This is a genomic window from Variovorax sp. YR216 (genome assembly GCF_900107745.1).
GTDB lineage: Bacteria > Pseudomonadota > Gammaproteobacteria > Burkholderiales > Burkholderiaceae_C > Variovorax.
Map to the genome: position 1 here is coordinate 35,487 of NZ_FNRO01000002.1, position 21,598 is coordinate 57,084.

A 21,598-nucleotide genomic window follows, 5' to 3' on the forward strand; every position below is an offset into this window, starting at 1 on the left:
GATGCCGCGACGGCGCGTGATCGTCACCCGTCCTGCGCGGGAAGCCTCGCGGTGGGTGGCCGATCTGCGTGGCGCGGGGGTCGATGCCATCGCACTGCCGCTGATCGAGATCGCATCGCTCGAGGACCGGCATCGCGTCGAGGAAGCCTGGCAGCGAATCGCCAGCTACGACGCGCTGATGTTCGTAAGCGCCGCGGCGGCGACGCATTTCTTTGATGGCGCGAGCATCGACGCAGCCGCCCATTGCCGGTTCTGGGCCACCGGCGCCGGCACCGTGCGCGGGCTGCGCGAGGCCGGCGTGCCCGCGTCGTCGATCGACGCGCCTGCGGCCGATGCGGCCCAGTTCGACTCCGAGGCGCTCTGGGCGCTGGTTCGGTCGCAGGTGCGTCCGGGCATGCGCGTGCTGATCGTTCGAGGCGGCGATGCGACCGGTCAGGCCGTGGGCCGCGAATGGCTGGCGCGCGAGATCGCCGAGGCGGGGGCGACATGCGACGCGGTGGCGGCCTATCGCCGGCTCGTACCCGCCATCGGTGAGGCCGAGCGGCGCGTGATTGCGGAAGCCGCCGACGGTTCGGCCATCTGGCTCTTCAGCAGCTCGGAGGCGATCGCCAATCTCCGCGCGCTGGCCCCGACGGTCGAGTGGCACGCCGCAGGTGCACTTGCGACGCACGAGCGCATCGCGCACGCCGCTCGCACCGCCGGCTTCGGCCGCGTGCGGGTGTCCTCACCTTCCCTGTCGTCGTTGGTCGCGTCGATAGAATCCTTCGCATGAGCGACGCTTCCGTCTTGATCGAGCCTGTGCCAGATCCCGCGGTGCGCGCTGCAGCGCCTGTTGCCGCGATGGCCGGCCCTGCCGCCGCAGCCGCCCTGTTGTCGAAGTTGCTGATCGGCGTCCTGGCGGTCGTCGCGCTCGTGGCCCTGGTGATCGCGATCGCGCTGTGGCAGAAGGTCAGCGGCATGCAGGAGCAACTCGCGCGGCAGAGCGCGGACGCCCTCGCGCAGTCGCTCGAGGCCCGTACCCTGGCACGCCAGGCGCACGAAGTCGTGCGTGATACGGCTGCGCGCCTCGCGCTGGCAGAAACGCGCCTCAACGAGGTCGTGCTCCAGCGGTCGCAGCTCGAGGAACTCATGCAAAGCCTCTCGCGTTCGCGCGACGAGAACCTCGTGGTCGACATCGAGGCCGCCGTGCGGACCGCCTTGCAGCAGGCGCAGGTAACGGGCAACGTCCAGCCGCTTCTGGCGACGCTGAAAGCTGGCGACCAGCGCATCGAACGCGCCTCGCAGCCGAGACTCGCGCCGCTGCAGCGCGCGATGCAGCACGATGCCGACCGGCTGCGCGCATCGGCGAGCGCCGACGTGGGTGAGGCGCTCCAGAAGATCGACGAGCTGATCCGCAGCCTCGACGACCTGCCGGTGATCAACGCGGTCGCAATGCGCGGAAGCGGCAATGCACTCCAGGCCGAGCCGGTGCCGCCGGGCGCGCCGTGGTGGGAGCGCATCCTGCTGGTGATCCGCGGCGAGGCGCGCGCGCTGCTGCGCGTGGGCCGCATCGATCGCCCCGAGGCGGTGCTGCTGACGCCCGACCAGACCTTCTTCCTGCGCGAGAACCTGAAGCTCAAGCTGCTCAATGCACGCCTGTCGATCCTCTCGCGCCAGGTCGAAACGGCGCGCGGCGAACTCGCGGCGGTGTCGGCATCGCTCAATCGCTACTTCGACCCGGCATCGCGCCGCGTGCAGGCCGCGGCCACGCTCCTCCAGCAGATCCAGGCGCAGGTGAAGACCACCGAGCCGCCGCGGATCGATGAAACCCTCGCGGCCCTGGCGACGGCCGCTGCCGGGCGCTAGGGATCATGCGCGCGGCTCTCTGGCTACTCGCACTGTTCGGCATCGCGGCCGCGGTCGCGCTTTTCGCGGGCAACAACCAGGGCACGATCACCGTCTTCTGGCCGCCGTGGCGGGTCGACCTGTCGCTGAACCTCGTGTTGCTCCTGCTGTTCGCGGCCTTCGTCTTCCTTCACCTGGCCCTGCGCGGCCTGTCGGCCCTGTTCTCGCTGCCGAAGCAGGCGCGGCAATGGCGGCTCCAGCAGAAGGAGCGCGCCTTGCATGCGTCGCTTCTCGATGCCGCGGTGCAACTGCTGGCGGGGCGCTTCTCGCGTGCCCGCAAGGCAGCATTGGCCGCTCTGGTGCAGGAGCGGGCGCTGGCCGCGCTCGATGCCCACTTGCCGGCCGCGCCGCAGGTCCGCGTGATGGCGCACCTGCTGGCGGCGGAGAGTGCGCAAGCCCTGCAGGACAGGCCCGCGCGCGACGCGCATCTGCAGCAGGCGCTCAACGAAAGCGCGGATCGCGGCGCCATGGCAACGCCGGAGACCCGCGAGGGCGTGCAATTGCGGGCCGCGCGCTGGGCGCTGGACGATCGCGATGCGCCCGGTGCGCTCGCGCGCCTGGAAGAGCTGCCGCACGGCGCGCAGCGGCGCACGCTGGCTCTGCGCATCCGACTGAAGGCTGCCCGGCAGGACCGGCGGACGCTCGAGGCACTGGAAACCGCGCGTCTCCTCGCGAAGCACCGCGCGTTTTCGGACTCGGGGGCGCAGAGCATCGTGCGCGGCCTGGCGACCGAACTGCTGTCGGGTGCGCACGACCCGGCGCAGCTCCTGCGCGCCTGGAACGAGTTCGAGGTGAGCGAGCGCGAGATTCCGGACGTCGCGATTCACGCGGCCCAACGCATGGTCACCCTGCGCGGCGATCTGTCGGTGGCCCGCGCGTGGCTGTTGCCGATCTGGGAGCGGATGATCCAGCAGCCGCAAAGCCTCGGCGAGTCGCTGCGCGTCAAGCTGGTGCGTGCGCTCGAAGCGGGGCTGGATTCCGTGGATGCGGAGTGGCTCTCGCGCATCGAGTCCGCCCAGCGCAACAACCCGCGCGATGCCAATCTGCAGTACCTCGCGGGCATGGCCTGCATGAAGCGCCAGCTGTGGGGCAAGGCGCAACAGTTGCTCACACAGGCCGGCCTCGGCTTGCAGGACGTCAACCTCCATCGGCGGGCTTGGCAGGCGCTGGCCCAACTCGCCGAGGCGCGCGACGACGCCGATCAGGCGTCCGCCGCCTGGAAGCGCGCCGCGCAGACAGAGAATCCCTGATTCAGCCATGCTGGGTGCGGCTCTGGTGCTACTGAATTTGTAGCGTCGGACTCAAAAGGAGGGCTTTCCGATCCGCTGTATGTCGGTAAATTTCTCCTTTTAATGCAGTCTTTTGGCGTACTGCCTTGCAGGCCTTCATCCACCTTACGCACTAAGCCACGAAAGGGTTTGAGTCGTTATCTTTCCTGAGGTACAGTGGTAACTGTTTGCAAAAGTATTCATTTCAGGGTCACGATGCGGGGTTGGTTTTGAAACGTTATTTCCTCCATGCCACTTGCCTGGCGGCGGCCGCTCTGCTGGTCCAAGGCTGCGCGCCGCTGGGGCCAGGCTTCACCTCCGCGAGCGGTGACGCCGCCAAGGCCGTGTCGCCCTCGGGTTTCTCCACGAACGAGATCGATCCGCCGCCGGCGGGCGCGATCACCGAGATCACGCCCGAACTGATTCACGCGCAGCGCGCCGCCACAGCGCAATCGACTGTCGGCCCGGAAGTGAGAAAGCTGATCGGCGACATCGGCCCCTACCGGATCGGCCCGGGTGACGTGCTGGGCATCCTGGTGCTGGATCACCCGGAAATCATCTACAGCACGCCCCCCTCGAGCGGCGGCGGAGATGTCGGCAGCGTGTCTGCGGCGCCCGGCTACATCGTGTCGACGACCGGGCAGTTGAGCTTCCCGTACGCCGGCACGCTGAATGTGAACGGCATGACGATCGAGGAAGTCGAGCAGGCGCTCGTCAAGCGCCTGTCACGTGTCTTCCGGGATCCGCAACTGAGCGTGCGCGTCAACTCTTTCCGCAGCAAGCGCGCCTATATGGAAGGCGAGGTGCGCACGCCCGGCGTGATCGTCTTCAGCGACATCCCGATGACGCTGGCGGAGGCGCTCAATCGGGCGGGAGGCCTGACCGCCAACGGCGATCGCTCCGCCGTCGACCTCACGCGCGACGGCAAGATGATGCAGTTGAACCTGGTGGCCATGGCGGATGCGGGCATCAATCCCAGCCGGATTCCGCTGAAGCCGGGCGACATGCTGTACATCCGGGGTCGCGACGAAAACAAGGTCGCCGTCTTCGGCGAAGTGAACAATCAACTCGGCGTGCCGATGCGCAACGGCCGGCTCAGCCTGAGCGACGCGTTGGTGGAGGCGGGCGGCGTGAACCTCAACACCGCCAATCCGCTGCAGATCTTCGTGATCCGCAACGAGCCGACGGGCGGCCAATCGATCTTCCATCTCGATGCGAAGACGCCGACGGCGATCGCGATGGCGGATGGATTTGCGTTGCGAGCCAAGGACGTGGTCTACGTCGATCCGGTGCAACTGGTCCGCTGGAACCGTGTGCTCAACCTGATCCTGCCGACCGCGACGACCTGGACCTCCTACCGTGGCGTCGTCAGGTCGGGCTCGAGTCAATGACGGGCTGATCGTGACCATCCGCAACGTCCTCGTCGTCTGCCTGGGAAACATCTGCCGAAGCCCGATGGCGGAAGGGCTCTTCGGCGCTGCGCTGCCGAACGCGCAAGTCGCTTCCGCGGGGCTCCAGGCTCTCGTCGGCAAGCCGGCGGACCCCATTGCCCGCGAGCTCATGGAGGAGCGCGGCATCGATATCGCCGATCACCAGGCGCGGCAGCTCGATGCGCAGATGTGCCAGCGCGCGGATCTGATCCTCGTCATGGACCGCGAGCAGCGCCGTGCGGTCGAGGAGCGCTACCAGTTCGCGAGAGGCAAGGTGTTCCGTCTCGGCGAGTTCAGCGACCGCGACGTGCTGGATCCCTACCGGGCCGGCCGGGATGCCTTCCTGCACTCGCTCACGCTCATCGAAGACGGCGCCCAGCAGTGGGCCAAACGCATTTCCAGAGTATCCAGTTAATGAACTCCACTCTTACCCCCAAGGCCGGTCCCAGCGCGTTCGAAACGCCGGAGGAAGAGGACTTCGACATCAGTCGATACCTCGAGGTGCTGCAGTCCAACAAGTGGCTGATCGCCGGGATCGCGCTCGTGGTCTTCGTGGCCGGTTTCATCTATGCGTTTCTCGAAAGGCCCGTGTACGAGGCCGCCATGGTCATCCAGGTCGAAACCTCGGAAGGCGGCGGTGGCAAGGGCGCCCTGGCCGAGGCCGGCGGGCTGATCGACGTGAAGGCGCCTGCCAGTGCGGAAATCGAGATCCTCCGCTCGCGAATGATCGCGACGAAGGCGGCCGAGGCGGCCAATCTCTTCGTCGTCGCGACGCCGCGCTACATCCCGTACATCGGCGGCTGGCTCGCGCGGCGCTCGACCTCGCTGTCGGACCCGGGGTTTCTCGGCCAGGGCGGCTACGTCTCCGGCCAGGAAAGCATCGAGGTCTCGAAGTTCAACGTGCCGGAACCGCTCGAAGGCGCGGGCTTCATCGTCACCGCGAAGGACGGCGGGCGCTATGCGCTCTCCGGGCCCGGCCTGACCGAGCCGCTGAGCGGAACGGTCGGCACGACGTTGAAAGGCACCAGCACCCAGGGACCGATCGAGCTGATGGTCACCGAGCTGGCGGGCAAGCCCGGTGCGGAATTCAATCTTCAGTCCCAGCCCAAGCTGCCCACCATCATCGGCCTGCAGAACAGCCTGAACGTGTACGAGCGCGGCAGGGCATCGGGGATCATCAACGTGTCGCGGCAGGACACCGATCCGCACCAGCTCACGCGTGTGCTGAACGCCGTGGGCGCGGAATACGTGCGACAGAACATCGAACGCAAGGCGGCGGAAGCGCAAAAGACGCTCGCGTTCCTCGACGTGCAGCTGCCGCAGTTCAAGAAGCAGCTCGAGGCCTCCGAAGACGTCTACAACCGCTACCGCAACCAGAAGGGCACGGTGGACTTCAGCCAAGCCGCCTCGATTGCGGTCACCCAGTCGGTGGACCGCCAGACGAAGCTGCTGGAAGCCCAGCAGCGGCGGCGCGAACTCGAGGCGCGCTTCACCTCCGCCCATCCGCTGGTCCAGACGCTGGACGCACAGATTGCCGCGCTCAAGAGCGATCTGGGCGACATCCAGCAGCGCATCAAGCAGCTGCCCGAGGTGCAGCAGGAAGCGGTGCGCATGGAACGCGACGTGAAGGTGAACACCGAGCTGTATCAGTCGCTGCTCAACAACGCGCTGCAACTGCGGCTGGTGAAGGAAGGCAAGATCGGCAACGTGCGCGTGCTCGACGCGGCTGTCGTGCCGCAATACCCGATCAAGCCGAACCGCAAGGTGATCATCGGCGCCGCGCTCGCGCTGGGGCTGTTCCTCGGCATCGTCGCGGCCTTCCTGCGCAACGCCTTCGTCGAACGCCGCATCCGCGATCCGCACGAGGTCGAGGTCAACAGCGGCCTGCCGGTGTTTTCGTCCATTCCGGTGAGCTCGCACCAGGATGCGATCGCCAAGCGGCGCCTGAGCGGCGCCACGGGTGTGAGGCTGCTGGCAATCGAGCATCCCGACGATCCCGCGGTGGAGAGTCTGCGAAGCCTGCGCACGGCGATGCAGTTCGCGATGCTCGAATCGCCGAACAACCGCGTGCTGATCACGGGCCCGACGCCGGGCGTCGGCAAGAGCTTCGTGTCTGCGAACTTCGCGGCGCTGATGGCGGCTGCCGGGCGGCGCACGCTGCTCATCGACGCGGACCTGCGCCGTGGCCACACGCACCAGTACCTCGGGTTGCAGCGGCACGGCGGTCTGTCCGAACTGATCGCGGGCAGCCTGACGATCCAGCAGACAGTTCACAAGCAGGTGGTCCAGAACCTCGACTTTCTGGCGACCGGCCAGCTGCCGCCGAACCCGGCCGAACTGCTGGTGTCGGATTCGTTCAAGACCGCGCTGGAGCGCCTGTCGGAACAGTACGACCTGCTGGTGATCGACTCGCCGCCCGTGCTGGTGGCCGCCGACACGAGCACCGTGGCTGCGCACACAGGCACCGTGCTGCTGGTGGCGCGCGCCGACCTGTCGACCATGGGCGAAATCAAGGAAAGCACGCGGCGCCTTGCAATGAGCGGCAAGGCAGCCACCGGGGTGCTTCTGAATGCGATGAATCTCGGCCGCCGGACGCTGTCGGCATCGAAGTACGGCCGCTATCGCTACACCCACTACAACTACGAAAGCATCCTGCCCGAAGAGCAGTGATCGCGGGGCCGCGTCAGCGGCGCGTGTCCGCCACGCAGGCTTTCAGGTCGCGCTCGAACTGCCTGAGCACTGCGTCGCGGTCGAAGTTCTCTTCCGCATAGGTCCGTGCGCGGATGCCGAGTTCGCGCCGCCGTTCCGGCTGCGAGGCGAGCGAGAGCACCGCATCGGCAAAGGCTTTCGGATCGTCCGGCGGCACCGCGATGCCGCATTTCGCGGTGACCTGGCCGAGCTCCGTCTCTGACCTGGCGCCCGCGACCACGGGCCTGCCGCTGCTCAGGATGCCGGTGAGCTTGGACGGCATCACCAGATCGGCGGCGTCGGCGCGCTGCGGCAGCAGATGGATGTCCGCGAGCCCGAGGAGATCGCCCAGACGCTCCATCGGCTGCAGGTCGAGGAAGCGCACGTTCGACAATTTCTCGCAGCGCTTCATGAGGTCTGCGCGGCCGGCGCCGTTGCCGCAAAAGACGAAGTGGATATCTCGATGCCCGGCGAGCAGCGATGCCGTCTCGGCCAGCAGCTCGAGTCCCTGCTTGGCGCCCATGTTGCCCGAATAGAGCGCGACGACCGCATCGGGCGCAAGGCCCAGTTCGGCGCGATATGGGCTCGCGCCGGCGAGCGGCCGGATGGCCGAGACGTCGGCCCAGTTGGGCAGCGAGACCAGGCGCGCATCCTCGGTCCCTTTGCTGGTCGCGCGCTCCATCATCCGCATGGATATCGTCGAGATGCGATCGAAGCAGCGCATGAGCCGGCGTTCCATCGAGGCGACGATCGAACGCATCCGCCGGCCCTTGAGCAGGCCGAGCTCGAAAGCTGCATCCACCTCGTAGTCCTGGATGTGCAGCCACGCCTTGGCTGAACGCAGCCGCGCGAAGGCGACCGCGGCCGGCGAGCAGAAAAGCGGCGGCTCGGTCACCCATACCACGTCCGGCTTCCAGTGCCACTGGGCCAGCAGCGCGGGAATGCTGCTCAGCGCGAAGCTGGCGAGATGGATCAGGCGGCGTGTGCCCGTGACCTTGCGCGGCACCCACAGCGGCGTGCGGATGACCTTGGCGCCGTTCCAGTTTTCGGTCCTATAGCGCGCCGCGTTGTAGCCGGGCCAGACCGCCCAGTCGGGGTAGTAGGGCGGCGCGGTGACGACGCGCACGTCGTGTCCCTGGGCGGCAAGCCAAGCGACCATCTCGCCGGTGTACTTGCCGATGCCGGTCAGTTCGGGTGCGAAATTGATGCCGTAGACAAGAAGCTTCATTGACCCTCAGGCAGCGTTTCGATGTTGATTCGAGGCGCGCTCGAGAGGGCCGAAATGCGACGCACCGGGCGAGTGGTCGCTGATGATCCGCACGAGCGTCTCGGCGACCTGCTCGATCTGGAAGCGTGCCTGGAAGCAGCGCAGTGCGGCGATGCGCATGGATGCGACGTCGGCGCGCGACAGGGCAAGCCACTCGCGCAGGGTCCCGATGGTGCCCTCTAGCGTGTCGGGGCCGACCAGCCCGGCGCCGTCCTGCTGGATCTCGCGCCAGATGTTCACCTTGTCGCTGATGAGCACCGGCTTGCCACAGGCGAGGGCCTCCACCACCGCGATGCCGAAGTTCTCCTGGTGCGAGGGCAGGCAGAACACGTCGCAGGCGTAGAACGCGCCCCATTTGAGGTCGCCTGACAGGAGGCCGGTCCAGGTGATGCGCTGTGCGATGCCGAGTTGCCCGGCGCGGCTCTTGAGCTGGCTCACGAGGGCGTCGTCGCCGGGCCCTGCCATCACGAGGTGCAGGTCCGGCGCATCGCCGAGCACGCGCGCGAAGGCATCGATGAGCAGGTCGCCGCCCTTCTTCTCGTGGATGCGGCCGAGATAGAGCAGGACACGCTTGCCCTGGATTTCCGGATAGGCGTCGGCGAATCCGGCGGCCAGCGCACGCGCGTTGGTCGGCGGCTGCGAAGTGCCATAGGAACCGACGACTTCCCGGGCGCGGTAGAGCCAGAACGACTGGCGCGCAAGAAGACGCTCCTCCTCGCAGGTGAAGATCACCGCGGCCGCGTCGCGCAGTACGCGGTAGTCAGCCCAGGGCCAGTACAGCCACTTCTTCAGGTGCTTCAGCGGGTAGCGGCGCTTGAACCATGGGTCCAGCATCCCGTGCGTGTAGACGAAATAGGGCGTCGCCGAACGGCCGAGCGCGCGCCAGGTCGCGAAGCCGGCGTATTGCCAGAGCCCGTTGACGATCACGGCGTCGTACTCCGCCGCGTGTGCCTGCAGCCATGGAATCACCCGGTCGTTGTAGAAATAGCCGCTCGAGGACGGACCCAGGGCGGTCACCTGCCCGGGAAAGCCGGTCACGAAGTCGGCATCTGGGCTGTCGAGGCTCAGGATGTCGCCCGGATGGCCCATGGCCGCGAGCGCGTCCCGAAGTCGCCTGACGCCTTCGATGGGGCCGCCGCCGTGTGGATTAACTGATGGAACGAAGTGGAGCAGTCTCACGTTTTCGAGGCACGTCCAGGAAAGATCTCAAGCCTCGGAAACCGGAACAGCAAGAGGGCGAACGCAAGAATGATCCCCAGCAGCCCGTTGGCGGTCAACTGGCCGCTGGAGGGCCATGAGAGGATCGCCAGTGCGGCGGTGAGCCAGACGAGCACCGGGTAGGGCGAATGGGTCTTCATCGACAGCCTGAAGCTCTTGAAGAGGCCGATGACGATCACCAACACCTTCAGGCCCACATAGAGAAATCCCAGCAAGCCGCCTTCCAGCAGGATCCGCCCGCCTTCGGATTCGGCGAGCGCGAAGTAGCCGGACGAGCCGGTGCGCACGAAGTTGGCGAGGTTGGAGCCGAATCCGACCCCCCCGCCCAGCCAGTTGACGGTCTCGAACACATGCTGCTCGCCCACCAGGATGGTCCGCACGCGACCCCAGAAGTCTTCCGCTTCCGATGCCTGCTCGAAGCGCGTTTGCGTCACATCGATCGCATCCCGGAAGAAGGTGGCGAAGATGCCGACCAGCACCAGCGCCATGACGACTCCGACCGCGGCCGCAGGCTTCTGCTGCATCCGGGAGAACACCAGCCTGCCGAGCAGGTAGGCCATGAACATCAGCCCCGATGAAATGACGGCCGTTCTGGAGCCGCTGACCAGCGCTCCGACCAGGAAAGCGATGAAGACAGCAGTCGCGAACAGGTAGTGCTTGTTGCGTGGCTTTCGGGCCGACAGCAGGCCGAAGACCAGCGGCGCCACCAGTCCCATGAACGTCGCATAGCCGGAAGTGAAGCTGAAGGTGCCGGTGGTGCGAACCACGCCGACCACGACGGTGAAGATGCCTTCCTCGTCATCACTGCCTTCCAGCTGTACGTTGATCCAGGCGCCGGGCGGCGAGTAGTGCTGCAGCACGGCGAGCGGCGCCATGAGGATCATCATCCACGCCGCCGTCAGGATGGCTGCGCGATAGTCGGTCTCGTTCATCGAGGCGGCGGCGGCAACGGCAAACCAGGTGTACAGCAGCCAGAAGCGCAGCCCGATGATGAAGATGAGGGGCGAACTCTGGCCTGCGGCGAGCTGGAGCAGACCCCATCCGAACACAATCAGCGACCACGCGAACAGGGCGACGGTGATCTTCATCTGCTGCCGCAGATAGCCGCGCTTCCAGGCGTAGAAGATCAGCCAGGCCGCGCAGAGGTCTCGCAAGCCGATCAGCGGCAGCGATGCCGCCGAGGCCACCCATTTACGTACGGCGCCTTCGTAGACGACGATGATGAACACCGCCAGAAACAGCTGTCCGGCGCGGCTGAGTGCCTGCGGCCTGCTCGCAGCGCGGGGTGGGGCGGATGAAAGCACGGCGCTCATGGCGTGAGCTTCTCGCTGCCCGCCGGTGCCGGTCCACCCGGCGGAAATGCGTCGGCCGCCGTGACGAGAGCGCCCTTGCTGCGGCCCACCCAGGCCTCGTACGGGGCGAGGAAGATGACCGGGTCGTAATCGAGGTCGTGGGGCCGGACGTTCAGGCGCACGGTGGCGGGATTGCCGGTCGCGACCGCGAGCGGGGGAACGTCCTTGGCGACGACCGCGCCGGCGCCGACCACGGCCCCATAGCCGATCGTGACGCCCGGCAGGATCGTCGCGCCGACCGCGATCCATGCGTAGTCTTCAATGCGCACAGGCTTCCTGAACTGGCGCCATGTCGGATCGCCGACGTGGTGGCTGCCCGTGAGCACGGTCACCCGGTCATTGATGACCACCCGCGAGCCGATCGAGATCTTTTCCAGCGCGACGAGCTCCGCGTTGTGTGCGATGAATGTGCGATCGCCGATGCTGAAGTTGGAGCCCGGCCCCTTCAGGTCTTTCGAATCGATCACCGACAGCAAGCCGATTTCCATGCCGCGGGCACGCAGTCTTCGTCTGTGCCGCACGATGGTCAGGAGCGAACGAAACTGGAGCGCGCGCTTGGCCCACACCACGAGCCAGCGCTTCGATCCGAACGCAGGACGTTCGCGTGCGCTCCAGAGAAACTGCAGGTCGTTCATTTCTGCACCTCCGCCGCCATGGCCTGCAGCGCGGCGACATGGGCGTCAATGCGATGCGGCTCGTACCACTCGCGTGCTTCGCGGCCGATGACCTTGGCGTTCGATATCGAGCCGTCCAGCGTATCGAACCCGGGGACGTAGTGCACGTGCGGCGACAGGCCGTCGTACGAACCGTATTCCTTGGCGAGCAGCACAGGGCAGATGCCGTGCGCGCAATAGGCTGCAAAGACGCCACTCTTCGAGACGTAGTCGGTTGGATAGGCGAGGGCGCCGCAGGCCGCGGCGGACAGCTCGATGCTGACCTGTGCGGCGGAGAGCTTGCCGTGCGCCACCACGCCCTCCTGCTCGAACCGCTGGAGCAGTGCCGGGTCCTGTTGCGGCGGGCCGATGTCGTGGATCTCAAGCCCAGCCGTTCGCGCTCGCCGGAAGATTTCGCCGTCGGCCCACTGATAGACGTTGGCGCGCACGCCCGAGCTGCCGAACACGACCATGCGCGGCAGGCGCTCGGTTTCGATGCTGTCCGGCTCGCCCACATTCGAGAACACCGGCAACACGCGGTGCGGCGTGTCGTGATGCTGGTCGAGCAGCCATCGGGCGGACTCGTCGCGGTTGGTCAGCCAGAAATCGGAAAGAGAGAGCACCTCGCGCGCGATCTGCTTCTGGAGGCCGTTGAGCCAGAAAGCCGAACCCCACGGCGGCCCGAAGGCGAAGAGCTCGTGAAAGACGACGCCGAAGGACCTGAACTGCTGGCGAAGGCTGCTGATCCGCTTGACCAGCCAAAGCGGCACGCCGCGCTTCTGGAAGCCGTAGCCGCTGAAATGCAGCAGCAGCAAGTCACCGGACCACGACGAGGAATCGGTGGTGGGGCTGAGCTCCATGGGCGGCGCGCGAAGCGGCCCACCGACGACGACCGCGTAATCCTTGACGCCGCCGCTGCCCGGAGGAATGAGCGAGATCGAGGGTCCTTGCATCACGCGAATCGTATCGGGAGATCCCCGCTCACGCGACCAGTTCTTCGCTGCGGAAATCTTCGTACGCCTTGGCAACGCCTTCGCGCAAAGGCACTCTGGGCATCCAGCCGAGCTGGCGGATGCGGGAGATGTCGAGCAGCTTGCGCGGAGTGCCGTCGGGCTTGCTCGTGTCGTACTGGATCAAGCCTTGGTATCCCACGACGTCGCTCACCAGTTGGGCGAGTTCGGCGATCGATTGGTCCTCGCCCGAACCGATGTTGATGTGGCTGCTCATGACCTCGGTGTGCGCGGCATAGACCTCTCGGGGAAGGTCCATGATGTGGACGCATGCGCTGGCCAGGTCGTCGACGTAGAGGAATTCCCGCTTGGGCGTGCCGGTGCCCCAGATCACGACCGATGGCGCATCCGACATCTTGGCCTCGTGGAAGCGGCGGATCATCGCCGGCAGCACGTGGCTGTTCTCCGGGTGATAGTTGTCGCCGGGCCCATAGAGGTTGGTCGGCATCACGCTGCGGTAGTCGCAGCCGTACTGGCGGTTGTAGCTCTCGCACAGCTTGATGCCTGCGATCTTGGCGATCGCGTAGGGCTCGTTGGTCGGTTCGAGCTTGCCGGTCAGAAGCACGTCCTCCGACATGGGCTGGGCGGCAAGGCGCGGATAGATGCAGCTCGATCCCAGAAACAGCAGCTTGGCAACGCCAGTGCGCCACGATTCGTGGACCACGTTCGCCTCGACCATCAGGTTCGAGTAGATGAATTCGGCCGGGTAGGTATTGTTGGCATGAATGCCGCCGACCAGGGCTGCCGCCACGTACACCTCCTGGGGCTTCTCCTTGGCGAAGAAGGCCCTGACCTGCGCCTGGTCGGTCAGGTCAAGCTCGGCGCGGCTGCGGGTGATGATGTTGGTGTAGCCCCTGCTGGCAAGACCGCGCACGATCGCGCTTCCGACCATGCCGCGATGACCCGCCACGAAGATGGGCTTCTGGAACTCGTTCATTCAGTATCACCTCGATGTTCGCGGATGAGGATCACGCGAGCTTGCGCTGACTGGCGTCGGAGCCCATGCCGTCTTCGTCGTCGAAACGAACGATGTCGTCGTCGGCCAGGTAGCTGCCCGTCTGGACTTCGATCACTTCGAGCGTGGTCTTGCCGGCGTTCTCCAGGCGGTAGACCGCGCCCACGGGGATGTAGATGGACTCGTTTTCCTTCACGAGCTGGGCATCGCCGTCGCAGGTCACCCGGGCCGCGCCCTTCACGACAACCCAGTGCTCGGCGCGATGGTGGTGCATCCTGAGCGCGAGCCGGGCACCGGGCTTCACCGTGAGTCGCTTGACCGCGAAGCGTTCGCCGTCGTCGATGCTGTCGTAAGCACCCCAGGGCCTCGGGACGCGGCGATGGCGAACCGCCTGGCTCTGGCCCTTGGCGGTGAGCAGTGCGACGACGTCCTTGACCTGTTCGACGCAGTCGTTGTGCACCACCAGCAATGCGTCCGGCGTGTCGATCACCAGCAGATCCTTGGTGCCCAGCGTCACGACAGGACGGATGGGCGCATGGATGAAGGTGTTGGCCGAACTCATCGCAAAGCCATTGCCGCTGATGCGATTGCCGTTCGAATCCAGGTCGTGCAGTTCGGCCACCGCATTCCAGCTGCCGACGTCGGTCCAGCGCCCGCGGAACGGGATGACCGCGACTTGATCGGATTTCTCGAGAACCGCGTAGTCCATGCTCTGGCTGCGGCAGTGCTCGAAGGCGGACCGCTCCATGCGCAGGAAGTCGCCATCGACCTCGACCGCCGCAGTGGCTGCCCGGCAGGATTCGAGAATGTCCGGCGCATGCGTTTCCAGTGCCTTGACCAGCACCTTGGCCTGCACGAGCAAGATCCCCGCGTTCCAGAAGTTTCCTCCTTCGAGCAGCAGTTGCTCCGCACGTGCGGCCGCAGGCTTCTCGATGAACGACGCCACCGTGTGACCTGCTTCCTCGGCCAACGGCCCATCGAGCTTCGTGCCCTGGCGGATGTAGCCGTACGCGGTGCTGGGAAAGGTCGGCTCGACGCCGAATGTCACCAGATGACCGCGCAACGCAGCGGGAATGCCCTTGCGGATCGTCTCGGCGAAACCATCGACATCGGGAATGTGATGATCCGCAGGCGCGAAGAGAAGCAACTGGTCCGGCTTGCTCAGCAGTGCCACGGCGGCCATCGCAGCGGCGGTGTTCCGGGCGACCGGTTCGAGCAGTTGCCGTCCGGTCACTTGCGCTGCATCCACGCATTCCTGCACGAGAAACCGGTGCTCTTCCGATGCCACGCAGGTCACTTCGGTGTTGAGCTTTCGAAGGCGCTCGAGCGTGAGCACCAGCAGGCTCTTGTCACCGACGAGCGGAACGAACTGCTTCGGAAGCGTCTTGCGCGAGAGCGGCCACAACCGCGTGCCACTACCCCCGCAGAGAACAACGGGGTGAACGGCTGTCACCGCGAACCCTCTCCGCTGACCACTGCGCGGACGGTCCTGAAGAGGATCTTGATGTCCAGCCAGAGGGACCAGTTGCACACGTATTCGACGTCGAGCTCCACGCGGCGTGCGTAGGAAAGCCTGTTGCGACCGCTCACCTGCCACAAGCCGGTGATGCCCGGACGCACGGCGCAGTAGTGCTCCCATCCCTTGCCGTAGAGGCTCCGTTGGCGCTCCATGCAGGGGCGTGGTCCGACGAGGCTCATGTCACCCTTCAGGACATTCCAGAACTGGGGGAGTTCGTCCAGGCTCAGCTTGCGGATGAACATGCCGATCGGCGTAATCCGTGGATCCTTCTCCAGCTTCTGGAACGTGTCCCACTCGGTGCGGGCCATGTCGTTCCGGCTCAGGAACTCATCCAGGACGTCCTCTGAATTCCGCACCATCGAGCGGAATTTGTAGAAGCGGAAGCGTTGACCGTTCTCGCCGAGCCGGTTCTGCCAGAAGTGGACCGGGCGGCCCATGCTGATCGCCACGCTCAATGCAACGATGACGTAGAGCGGGCCGAACAGGGCGAAGAACGTCAGCGCACCCAAGATGTCGATCGACCGTTTGGCGGTGCGTTCGAAGTAGGACAGTCGGCGCGGCTGTGCATACGTTGCAGGTGCCGAAGAACCGCCCCCGTCGGGAGAAAAACGTCGGACCACGTTGCCGTTTGCGGTCGAGTCAGAACGAAACATTTGAAATTCTCCCGTAACGGGTACTGCTTCAATCAGAGGGCGTTCCAGTGTAACGCTTTACTACTATTCGCAAGAATTTGAACATATGCTGCGGTCGCTGTCGTGTCAACAAAAGCGCTACATCGTCCGCCAAACGGTCTAGTCTTTGTCTCTGTGTGGTGCGGTTGCTTTGCGGTTGATGCAATGCAGCATGCGTCGATTAAGTGTAGTCCTTTTGTTTAACAACATGTTAATGCGGAGGGGCCTGAATGTGTTGTTTACATACGCCGTTTGGCGAAACGTGACTTTGTGCAGGCTCTTTTCTTGTGCGGTGCAGCATCACAAGTCGCATCGCCCGCGAAATCTCGATACAGGCGCCAGGAGGGGCTGACCCGGCACGGCGCTTCGGGAGCGGGCGCTCACGCATGAAAAAAGCCCGGTGCGTACACACCGGGCTTTTTCTTATGGCTCAGAGAAAGGGGCAGCTGCGGCCCCTTTGGTTCAGGGACTGGGGCTTGCGTCCTGCGTTGCCTTCTCGAAGGGCAGCACGATGCCCGCGAGATCCCGACGCGTTTCGACCAGCACCAGCGGACCGTCGTCAAGCACCATGGCCGGCGGCCGCTCGCGGGGAACATGGACCGGCTTGGGCTCCGCCGCGATCGCGGCGCGGACCTGCGCCACGCGGTCGGCGTCGGAGTTCACCCACTGCAGCCCGGAGCCTTCGGCGATCTGGGCCAGTTCGTCCAACGGCAGGACGAAGGGCTGGATCTTGGGCATCGCGCGGGTGGGTGCGGCGCTCGCCGGAACCACGATCGGTTGCGCTCGCGGCACGGCAATCGCTTCTGCAAGCTGGGGTGCCGCGGGCAACTGAGGGGCGAGATCTTCGCTTGCTGGACGTTCCGCGGAGACGGCCCCGTTGGTCTCGGCCTGCTCGCGTGGAGCGCGTTCGCGGCGATCACGGCCGTACCGGTCGCGCGAACGGCCTCGACGCTCTTCGCCTTCACGGCGCGGTGCAGCCTCGGCGCCTTGCTCCTCGGGCGATGCTCCGCTCGCTTCGGCGACGGACTGCTCCGGAGACAGTTCAGGACGCGCAGCGCCGTCATTGCGGCGCTCGCGGCGGCCTTCGCCTCGCTCGCCGCGCGGTGCACGTTCTTCACGGCCGCCGCGGCCGGCGCGCTCGCCGGATGCGCCGCCTTCGGCCACCTCTGCGCCGGGTTCACGCGCAGCGTCGTCGCTGCGATCGCGTCCCGCTTCCGCGCCACGCTCGCCACGATCACGGCGTTCGCCGCGGCCACGCGGCGCGCGTTCGGTCGGGATGGCGGAATCGTTGGCTGCCCCGGTTGCCGCAAGCGCCTGGGCTTCGAGCTGGGCGTCCAGCGCCTCCACGGGCTGCTGGCGGCCTTCGCCTTCGCGGCGTTCGCCGCCGCGGCCGCGGCGCTCGCCTTCGCGGCCCTGGCGCGCTTCGCGCGGCTCGCGTGCCTGGTTTTCAGCGCGGGCTTCGTTGCGGCCCTCGCGGCGTTCGCCTCCTTCACGGCGATCGCCGTTGCGACCGCCTCGACGCTCGCCATCGCGGCCGCTGCGGCCTTCGGCGCGTCCGCGACGCTGGTCGCCATCACGTTGGGCGCGCTGTCCCTCGCCGTCGCGGCCACCTGCGCGGCCATCGCGGCGCGGCTTCGGTGCCTCGACGGGAATCGGTGCGGGCTCAGGCGCAGCGGCGGGCGCGGCGCCGAAGACGCGCTTGATCCAGCCGAAGAAGCCCGTTTCGGCCGCCTTGGCCTGTGCTGCTGAGGCAGCGGCAGCTGTCGCAGCCGGTGCTGCGACGGGCGCCTGCGCCGTTTCGGGCTTCGGGGCCACGACAGGCGCGGGTGCGTCCGGCAGCACGCCCTTGATCACCGGCGTCTGCTTGTTCGTCGGCTCTTGCGAGCGGCGCGTCACCGAGGTCGGGTCCTCGAATTCATCGGCCATCTTGTAGCTGGCGTCGATGTGGTCGAGGCGCGGATCGTCGTGCTTCAGGCGCTCGAGCTTGTAGTTGGGCGTCTCGAGCGTCTTGTTGGGCACCATCAGCACGCTGACGCGCTGCTTGAGTTCGATCTTGGCGATCTCGGTGCGCTTCTCGTTGAGCAGGAAGGAGGCCACTTCGACCGGCACCTGGACGTGCACCGCCGCCGTGTTGTCCTTCATGGACTCTTCTTGAATGATGCGCAGGATCTGCAGTGCGCTCGATTCGGTGTCGCGGATGTGGCCCGAGCCGCCGCAGCGCGGGCAGGGGATCGAAGAGCCTTCGGAGAGCGCCGGCTTCAGGCGCTGGCGGCTCATTTCCATGAGGCCGAACTTGCTGATCGAGCCGAACTGCACGCGGGCGCGGTCCTGGCGCAGCGCTTCGCGCAGCCGGCTTTCGACTTCGCGGCGGTTCTTCGACTCGTCCATGTCGATGAAGTCGATCACGATCAGGCCGCCCAGGTCGCGCAGGCGCATCTGGCGCGCGACTTCGTCAGCGGCTTCGAGGTTGGTGCGGGTCGCGGTTTCCTCGATGTCGCCGCCCTTGATCGCGCGGGCCGAGTTGACGTCGACCGAGACCAGCGCTTCGGTGTGGTCGATCACGATCGCGCCGCCGCTGGGCAGTTGCACCGTGCGGGCGTAGGCCGATTCGATCTGGTGCTCGATCTGGAAGCGGCTGAACAGCGCCGCGTCGTCCCGGTAGCGCTTCACGCGGGCTGCGTGCTCCGGCATCACGTGCGCCATGAACTGCTGCGCCTGGTCGTAGATGTCGTCGGTGTCGATCAGGATGTCGCCGATGTCGTGATTGAAATAGTCACGGATCGCGCGAATGACGAGCGAGGATTCCTGGTAGATCAGGAAGGCGCCCTTGCCGCCCTTGGCGGCGCCGTCGATGGCGGTCCAGAGCTTGAGCAGGTAGTTCAGGTCCCACTGCAGCTCGGGCGCCGAGCGGCCGATGCCGGCGGTGCGCGCGATGATGCTCATGCCCTTCGGGTACTCGAGCTGGTCCATCGCTTCCTTGAGCTCGGCCCTGTCGTCGCCTTCGATGCGCCGGCTCACGCCGCCGCCGCGCGGGTTGTTGGGCATCAGGACGACGTAGCGTCCGGCCAGCGAGATGAAGGTCGTCAGCGCGGCGCCCTTGTTGCCTCGCTCTTCCTTTTCGACCTGGACGACCAGTTCCTGGCCTTCCTTGATCACGTCCTGGATGCGGGCCTGGCTGGCCGAAACGCCCTCGGCGAAATATTGCTTGGAGATTTCCTTGAAGGGGAGGAAGCCGTGGCGGTCCTCGCCGTAGTCCACGAAGCAGGCTTCCAGCGACGGCTCGACGCGCGTCACGACGGCCTTGTAGATGTTGCCCTTGCGCTGCTCGCGTCCCTCGATCTCGATTTCGTAGTCGAGGAGCTTTTGCCCGTCGACAATTGCCAGGCGGCGTTCTTCGGCCTGCGTGGCATTGATCAGCATCCGTTTCATGATGCGTTGTCCTTCTAAATGTTTCGTCTCGTCTTACCGGTCCATGACGGACCTAACGATGCACGGACGGCGCGCCGCGAAACGAAGGAATTGCCGCTATGCCCTGGCTTGAACTGCCGCGCAAACGCCGGCAGCCGCATCGAGATTCAGCTCAATGCGGGCCAGTGCGGGGGCGCGTGGATGGGTGCGAGCCCGATCGGGTGCTGACTTGCTATCTTTTCGACAGCCAGTGGCGCAATGGTGATGCGCACGGCTGGTGGCTCAATGCCTGTGCTCGCCGGCATCAGCCAGCGCAGGACAAGTTGAACCAGCAGCATCAACACAAGGTACTCGCTTCGATCCGCCGGAAGCCTGGAGCTGCCGGCTGGGTATTCCGTAATGGTGTTTCGTGGGCGTCGGCTTGACTCGGATGAAGCGCCTGCCGCCTTGCGCACTTGCGCGTAGCCTGCGGACTCGACATCAAAGCGGCATCGACCTCGCAGCGCCCCGTGCAGTGCTCTAAACTTCTGATTAATCAAGCACTTACATGACCGCGCTGGTGAAAAATATTATAGGTGCGAAGCCAGGCCCCGGGGCGGCGGAAGTTCGCTTTCTCAGGGTTGACGAGGATTCTGCCGGGCAGCGACTGGACAATTTCCTGTTCCGTCAACTCAAGGGTGTGCCGAAGACGCACGTGTACCGGATCATCCGTTCGGGCGAGGTGCGTATCAATAAAGGCAGAGCGCAGGCGGAGACCCGGCTCTCCGAAGGCGACGTTTTGCGCCTGCCCCCGGTGAGGGTCGCCGCGCGTGCGGAAGAGGGCGCGTCGCCGCCCGCCCCACCTCGGGAATTCCCCGTGTTGCACGAAGACGACGCGCTGATTGCCATCAACAAGCCCTCGGGCGTCGCGGTGCACGGCGGCAGTGGCGTGAGCTTCGGCGTGATCGAACAATTGCGGCGGGCGCGGCCCGCGGCCCGCTTTCTCGAACTGGTGCACCGGCTGGACCGGGAGACCTCCGGCATCCTGCTGGTCGCGAAGAAGCGGTCGGCCCTGACTGCGCTGCAGGACCAGTTCCGCGACCGCGAAACCGGAAAGACCTATCTCGCACTGGTCGAGGGGAACTGGCCGACGAACAAGAAGGTGCTCGACGCGCCTCTTGCGAAATACCTGTTGCCGGGCGCGGCTGGCGGGGCCGATGCGGGCGAGAGGCGCGTGCGCGTGGTGGCCAAGGATCACCCGGATGCGATGCGGGCCGTGACGCTGGTCAAGGTGCTCGCCCGCTTCAATCTGTCGGCCGACGCCGAACCGGTGTCGCTGCTCGCGGTCACGATCAAGACCGGCAGGACGCACCAGATCCGGGTTCACCTCGCCTCGGCCGGCCACGCCATCGCCGGGGACGACAAGTACGGCAACTTCGAGCGCAACCGTGCGCTGCAGAAGATCGGCCTCAAACGCATGTTCCTGCACGCATGGCGCCTGCAGTTCACCCATCCCGCGAGCCACCAGCGCATGGCGCTGCAGGCCGATCTTCCGGCGGAGCTGAATGCGCTGATGCCGCCGGAGGCGCTCGAGGTGCTCGCTGCCCATCTATCGACAACGCCTCATGACTGACCCACGCTCCCGCCGTTTCGATCTGATCGCCTTTGATTGGGACGGGACGCTCTATGACTCCACGCAACTCATCGTCCGCTGCATTCAGGCCGCTGTGGTCGATGTGGGGGGCGCCAGGCCCAGCGAGAGCGACGCTGCCTGGGTGATCGGCCTCGGGCTTGCCGAGGCGCTTGCCAAGGCGGCTCCCGATGTTCCGCGCGAAAAGTATCCGGAGCTGGGCGCGCGCTACCGCTACCACTACCTTCAGCACCAGGACGACGTCGTCCTCTTCGACGGCGTGCTCCCGATGCTGGATGCGCTGCGCGCGCGGGGTCATCTGCTCGCCGTCGCCACCGGCAAGTCGCGCCGGGGGTTGAACGAGGCGCTCGCCACGGTCGCGTTGCGCGATCGATTCGATGCCTCGCGTACGGCGGACGAGACCTTCGGCAAGCCGCATCCGCGCATGCTGCTGGAACTCATGGACGAGCTCGACGTGCCGCCTGAGCGCACGCTGATGATCGGGGACACCACGCACGACCTCCAACTCGCGATCAACGCTGGCTGTGCGAGCGTCGGCGTCAGCTACGGGGCGCACGAGCCGGGTGGCTTCGAGCCGCTTTCGCCGCTGCATGTGGCGCATTCGGTGTCCGGCCTCGCGGAATGGCTACTGGGGAACGCATGACA

The 21,598-nt window shown here is 66.1% G+C and carries 17 protein-coding genes; 8 read left to right on the forward strand and 9 right to left on the reverse strand.

Annotated elements, in window-relative coordinates:
• The first annotated feature begins 1 nt into the window (after position 1).
• From BLW05_RS04985 to BLW05_RS05010, 6 genes are all read left to right on the forward strand, one after another.
• A complete protein-coding gene (locus BLW05_RS04985; RefSeq protein WP_093160583.1) occupies positions 2-772 on the forward strand; it encodes a uroporphyrinogen-III synthase in 771 nt (256 codons plus the stop codon).
• On the forward strand, positions 769-1,845 hold the full coding sequence (locus BLW05_RS04990) for a uroporphyrinogen-III C-methyltransferase (RefSeq protein WP_093160585.1): 1,077 nt from the start codon (positions 769-771) through the stop codon (positions 1,843-1,845). Before BLW05_RS04985 ends, BLW05_RS04990 begins: the two co-directional genes overlap by 4 nt.
• A 5-nt stretch (positions 1,846-1,850) precedes the next feature.
• Positions 1,851-3,134 carry a heme biosynthesis protein HemY gene (locus BLW05_RS04995; RefSeq protein ID WP_093160589.1) on the forward strand — a complete coding sequence of 428 codons (1,284 nt, stop codon included), beginning with the start codon at positions 1,851-1,853 and terminating at the stop codon, positions 3,132-3,134.
• Between the two features lie 248 nt (positions 3,135-3,382).
• A complete protein-coding gene (locus BLW05_RS05000; protein WP_143044774.1) occupies positions 3,383-4,543 on the forward strand; it encodes a polysaccharide biosynthesis/export family protein in 1,161 nt (386 codons plus the stop codon).
• A 64-nt stretch (positions 4,544-4,607) separates the two neighbouring features.
• On the forward strand, positions 4,608-4,997 hold the full coding sequence (locus tag BLW05_RS05005; protein WP_371126928.1) for a low molecular weight protein-tyrosine-phosphatase: 390 nt from the start codon (positions 4,608-4,610) through the stop codon (positions 4,995-4,997).
• The gene (locus tag BLW05_RS05010; RefSeq protein WP_093160594.1) at positions 4,997-7,252 is read left to right on the forward strand and encodes a polysaccharide biosynthesis tyrosine autokinase; all 2,256 of its coding nucleotides are present in this window, start codon (positions 4,997-4,999) and stop codon (positions 7,250-7,252) included. The genes BLW05_RS05005 and BLW05_RS05010 overlap by 1 nt, the downstream gene beginning before the upstream one ends.
• A gap of 13 nt (positions 7,253-7,265) precedes the next feature.
• Here the strand turns inward: BLW05_RS05010 and BLW05_RS05015 are convergent, their stop codons facing one another.
• The 9 genes from BLW05_RS05015 to BLW05_RS05055 all read right to left on the reverse strand — a co-directional run bounded on the left by BLW05_RS05015 (position 7,266) and on the right by BLW05_RS05055 (position 19,344).
• A complete protein-coding gene (locus BLW05_RS05015) occupies positions 7,266-8,498 on the reverse strand; it encodes a glycosyltransferase WbuB (protein ID WP_093160596.1) in 1,233 nt (410 codons plus the stop codon).
• A 6-nt stretch (positions 8,499-8,504) separates the two neighbouring features.
• The gene (locus tag BLW05_RS05020; RefSeq protein ID WP_093160599.1) at positions 8,505-9,716 is read right to left on the reverse strand and encodes a glycosyltransferase; all 1,212 of its coding nucleotides are present in this window, start codon (positions 9,714-9,716) and stop codon (positions 8,505-8,507) included.
• Positions 9,713-11,068, reverse strand: coding sequence for an O-antigen polysaccharide polymerase Wzy (wzy, locus tag BLW05_RS05025; protein WP_093160601.1), 1,356 nt, complete (start codon positions 11,066-11,068; stop codon positions 9,713-9,715). The genes BLW05_RS05020 and wzy overlap by 4 nt, the downstream gene beginning before the upstream one ends.
• Entirely contained in the window at positions 11,065-11,742 is a 678-nt protein-coding gene (locus BLW05_RS36740) for an acyltransferase (protein ID WP_093160604.1), read from the reverse strand. The genes wzy and BLW05_RS36740 overlap by 4 nt, the downstream gene beginning before the upstream one ends.
• A complete protein-coding gene (locus tag BLW05_RS05035) occupies positions 11,739-12,713 on the reverse strand; it encodes a hypothetical protein (RefSeq protein WP_093160606.1) in 975 nt (324 codons plus the stop codon). The genes BLW05_RS36740 and BLW05_RS05035 overlap by 4 nt, the downstream gene beginning before the upstream one ends.
• A 28-nt stretch (positions 12,714-12,741) precedes the next feature.
• On the reverse strand, positions 12,742-13,707 hold the full coding sequence (locus BLW05_RS05040; protein ID WP_093160609.1) for a GDP-L-fucose synthase: 966 nt from the start codon (positions 13,705-13,707) through the stop codon (positions 12,742-12,744).
• Positions 13,708-13,738: 31 nt separating this feature from the next.
• Positions 13,739-15,178 (reverse strand): mannose-1-phosphate guanylyltransferase/mannose-6-phosphate isomerase, encoded by a 1,440-nt coding sequence (locus BLW05_RS05045; RefSeq protein WP_093160611.1) that lies wholly within the window; start codon positions 15,176-15,178, stop codon positions 13,739-13,741.
• Positions 15,175-15,897, reverse strand: coding sequence for a sugar transferase (locus BLW05_RS05050; RefSeq protein WP_093160614.1), 723 nt, complete (start codon positions 15,895-15,897; stop codon positions 15,175-15,177). The genes BLW05_RS05045 and BLW05_RS05050 overlap by 4 nt, the downstream gene beginning before the upstream one ends.
• A gap of 480 nt (positions 15,898-16,377) precedes the next feature.
• The gene (locus BLW05_RS05055; RefSeq protein ID WP_093160616.1) at positions 16,378-19,344 is read right to left on the reverse strand and encodes a ribonuclease E/G; all 2,967 of its coding nucleotides are present in this window, start codon (positions 19,342-19,344) and stop codon (positions 16,378-16,380) included.
• 526 nt (positions 19,345-19,870) lie between these two features.
• Here BLW05_RS05055 and BLW05_RS05060 point away from each other — a divergent pair.
• Together BLW05_RS05060 and BLW05_RS05065 are read left to right on the forward strand one after the other, a co-directional pair.
• Positions 19,871-20,935, forward strand: coding sequence for an RluA family pseudouridine synthase (locus BLW05_RS05060; RefSeq protein ID WP_093160619.1), 1,065 nt, complete (start codon positions 19,871-19,873; stop codon positions 20,933-20,935).
• Entirely contained in the window at positions 20,928-21,596 is a 669-nt protein-coding gene (locus tag BLW05_RS05065) for an HAD-IA family hydrolase (RefSeq protein ID WP_093160621.1), read from the forward strand. Before BLW05_RS05060 ends, BLW05_RS05065 begins: the two co-directional genes overlap by 8 nt.
• Positions 21,597-21,598 lie beyond the last annotated feature (2 nt).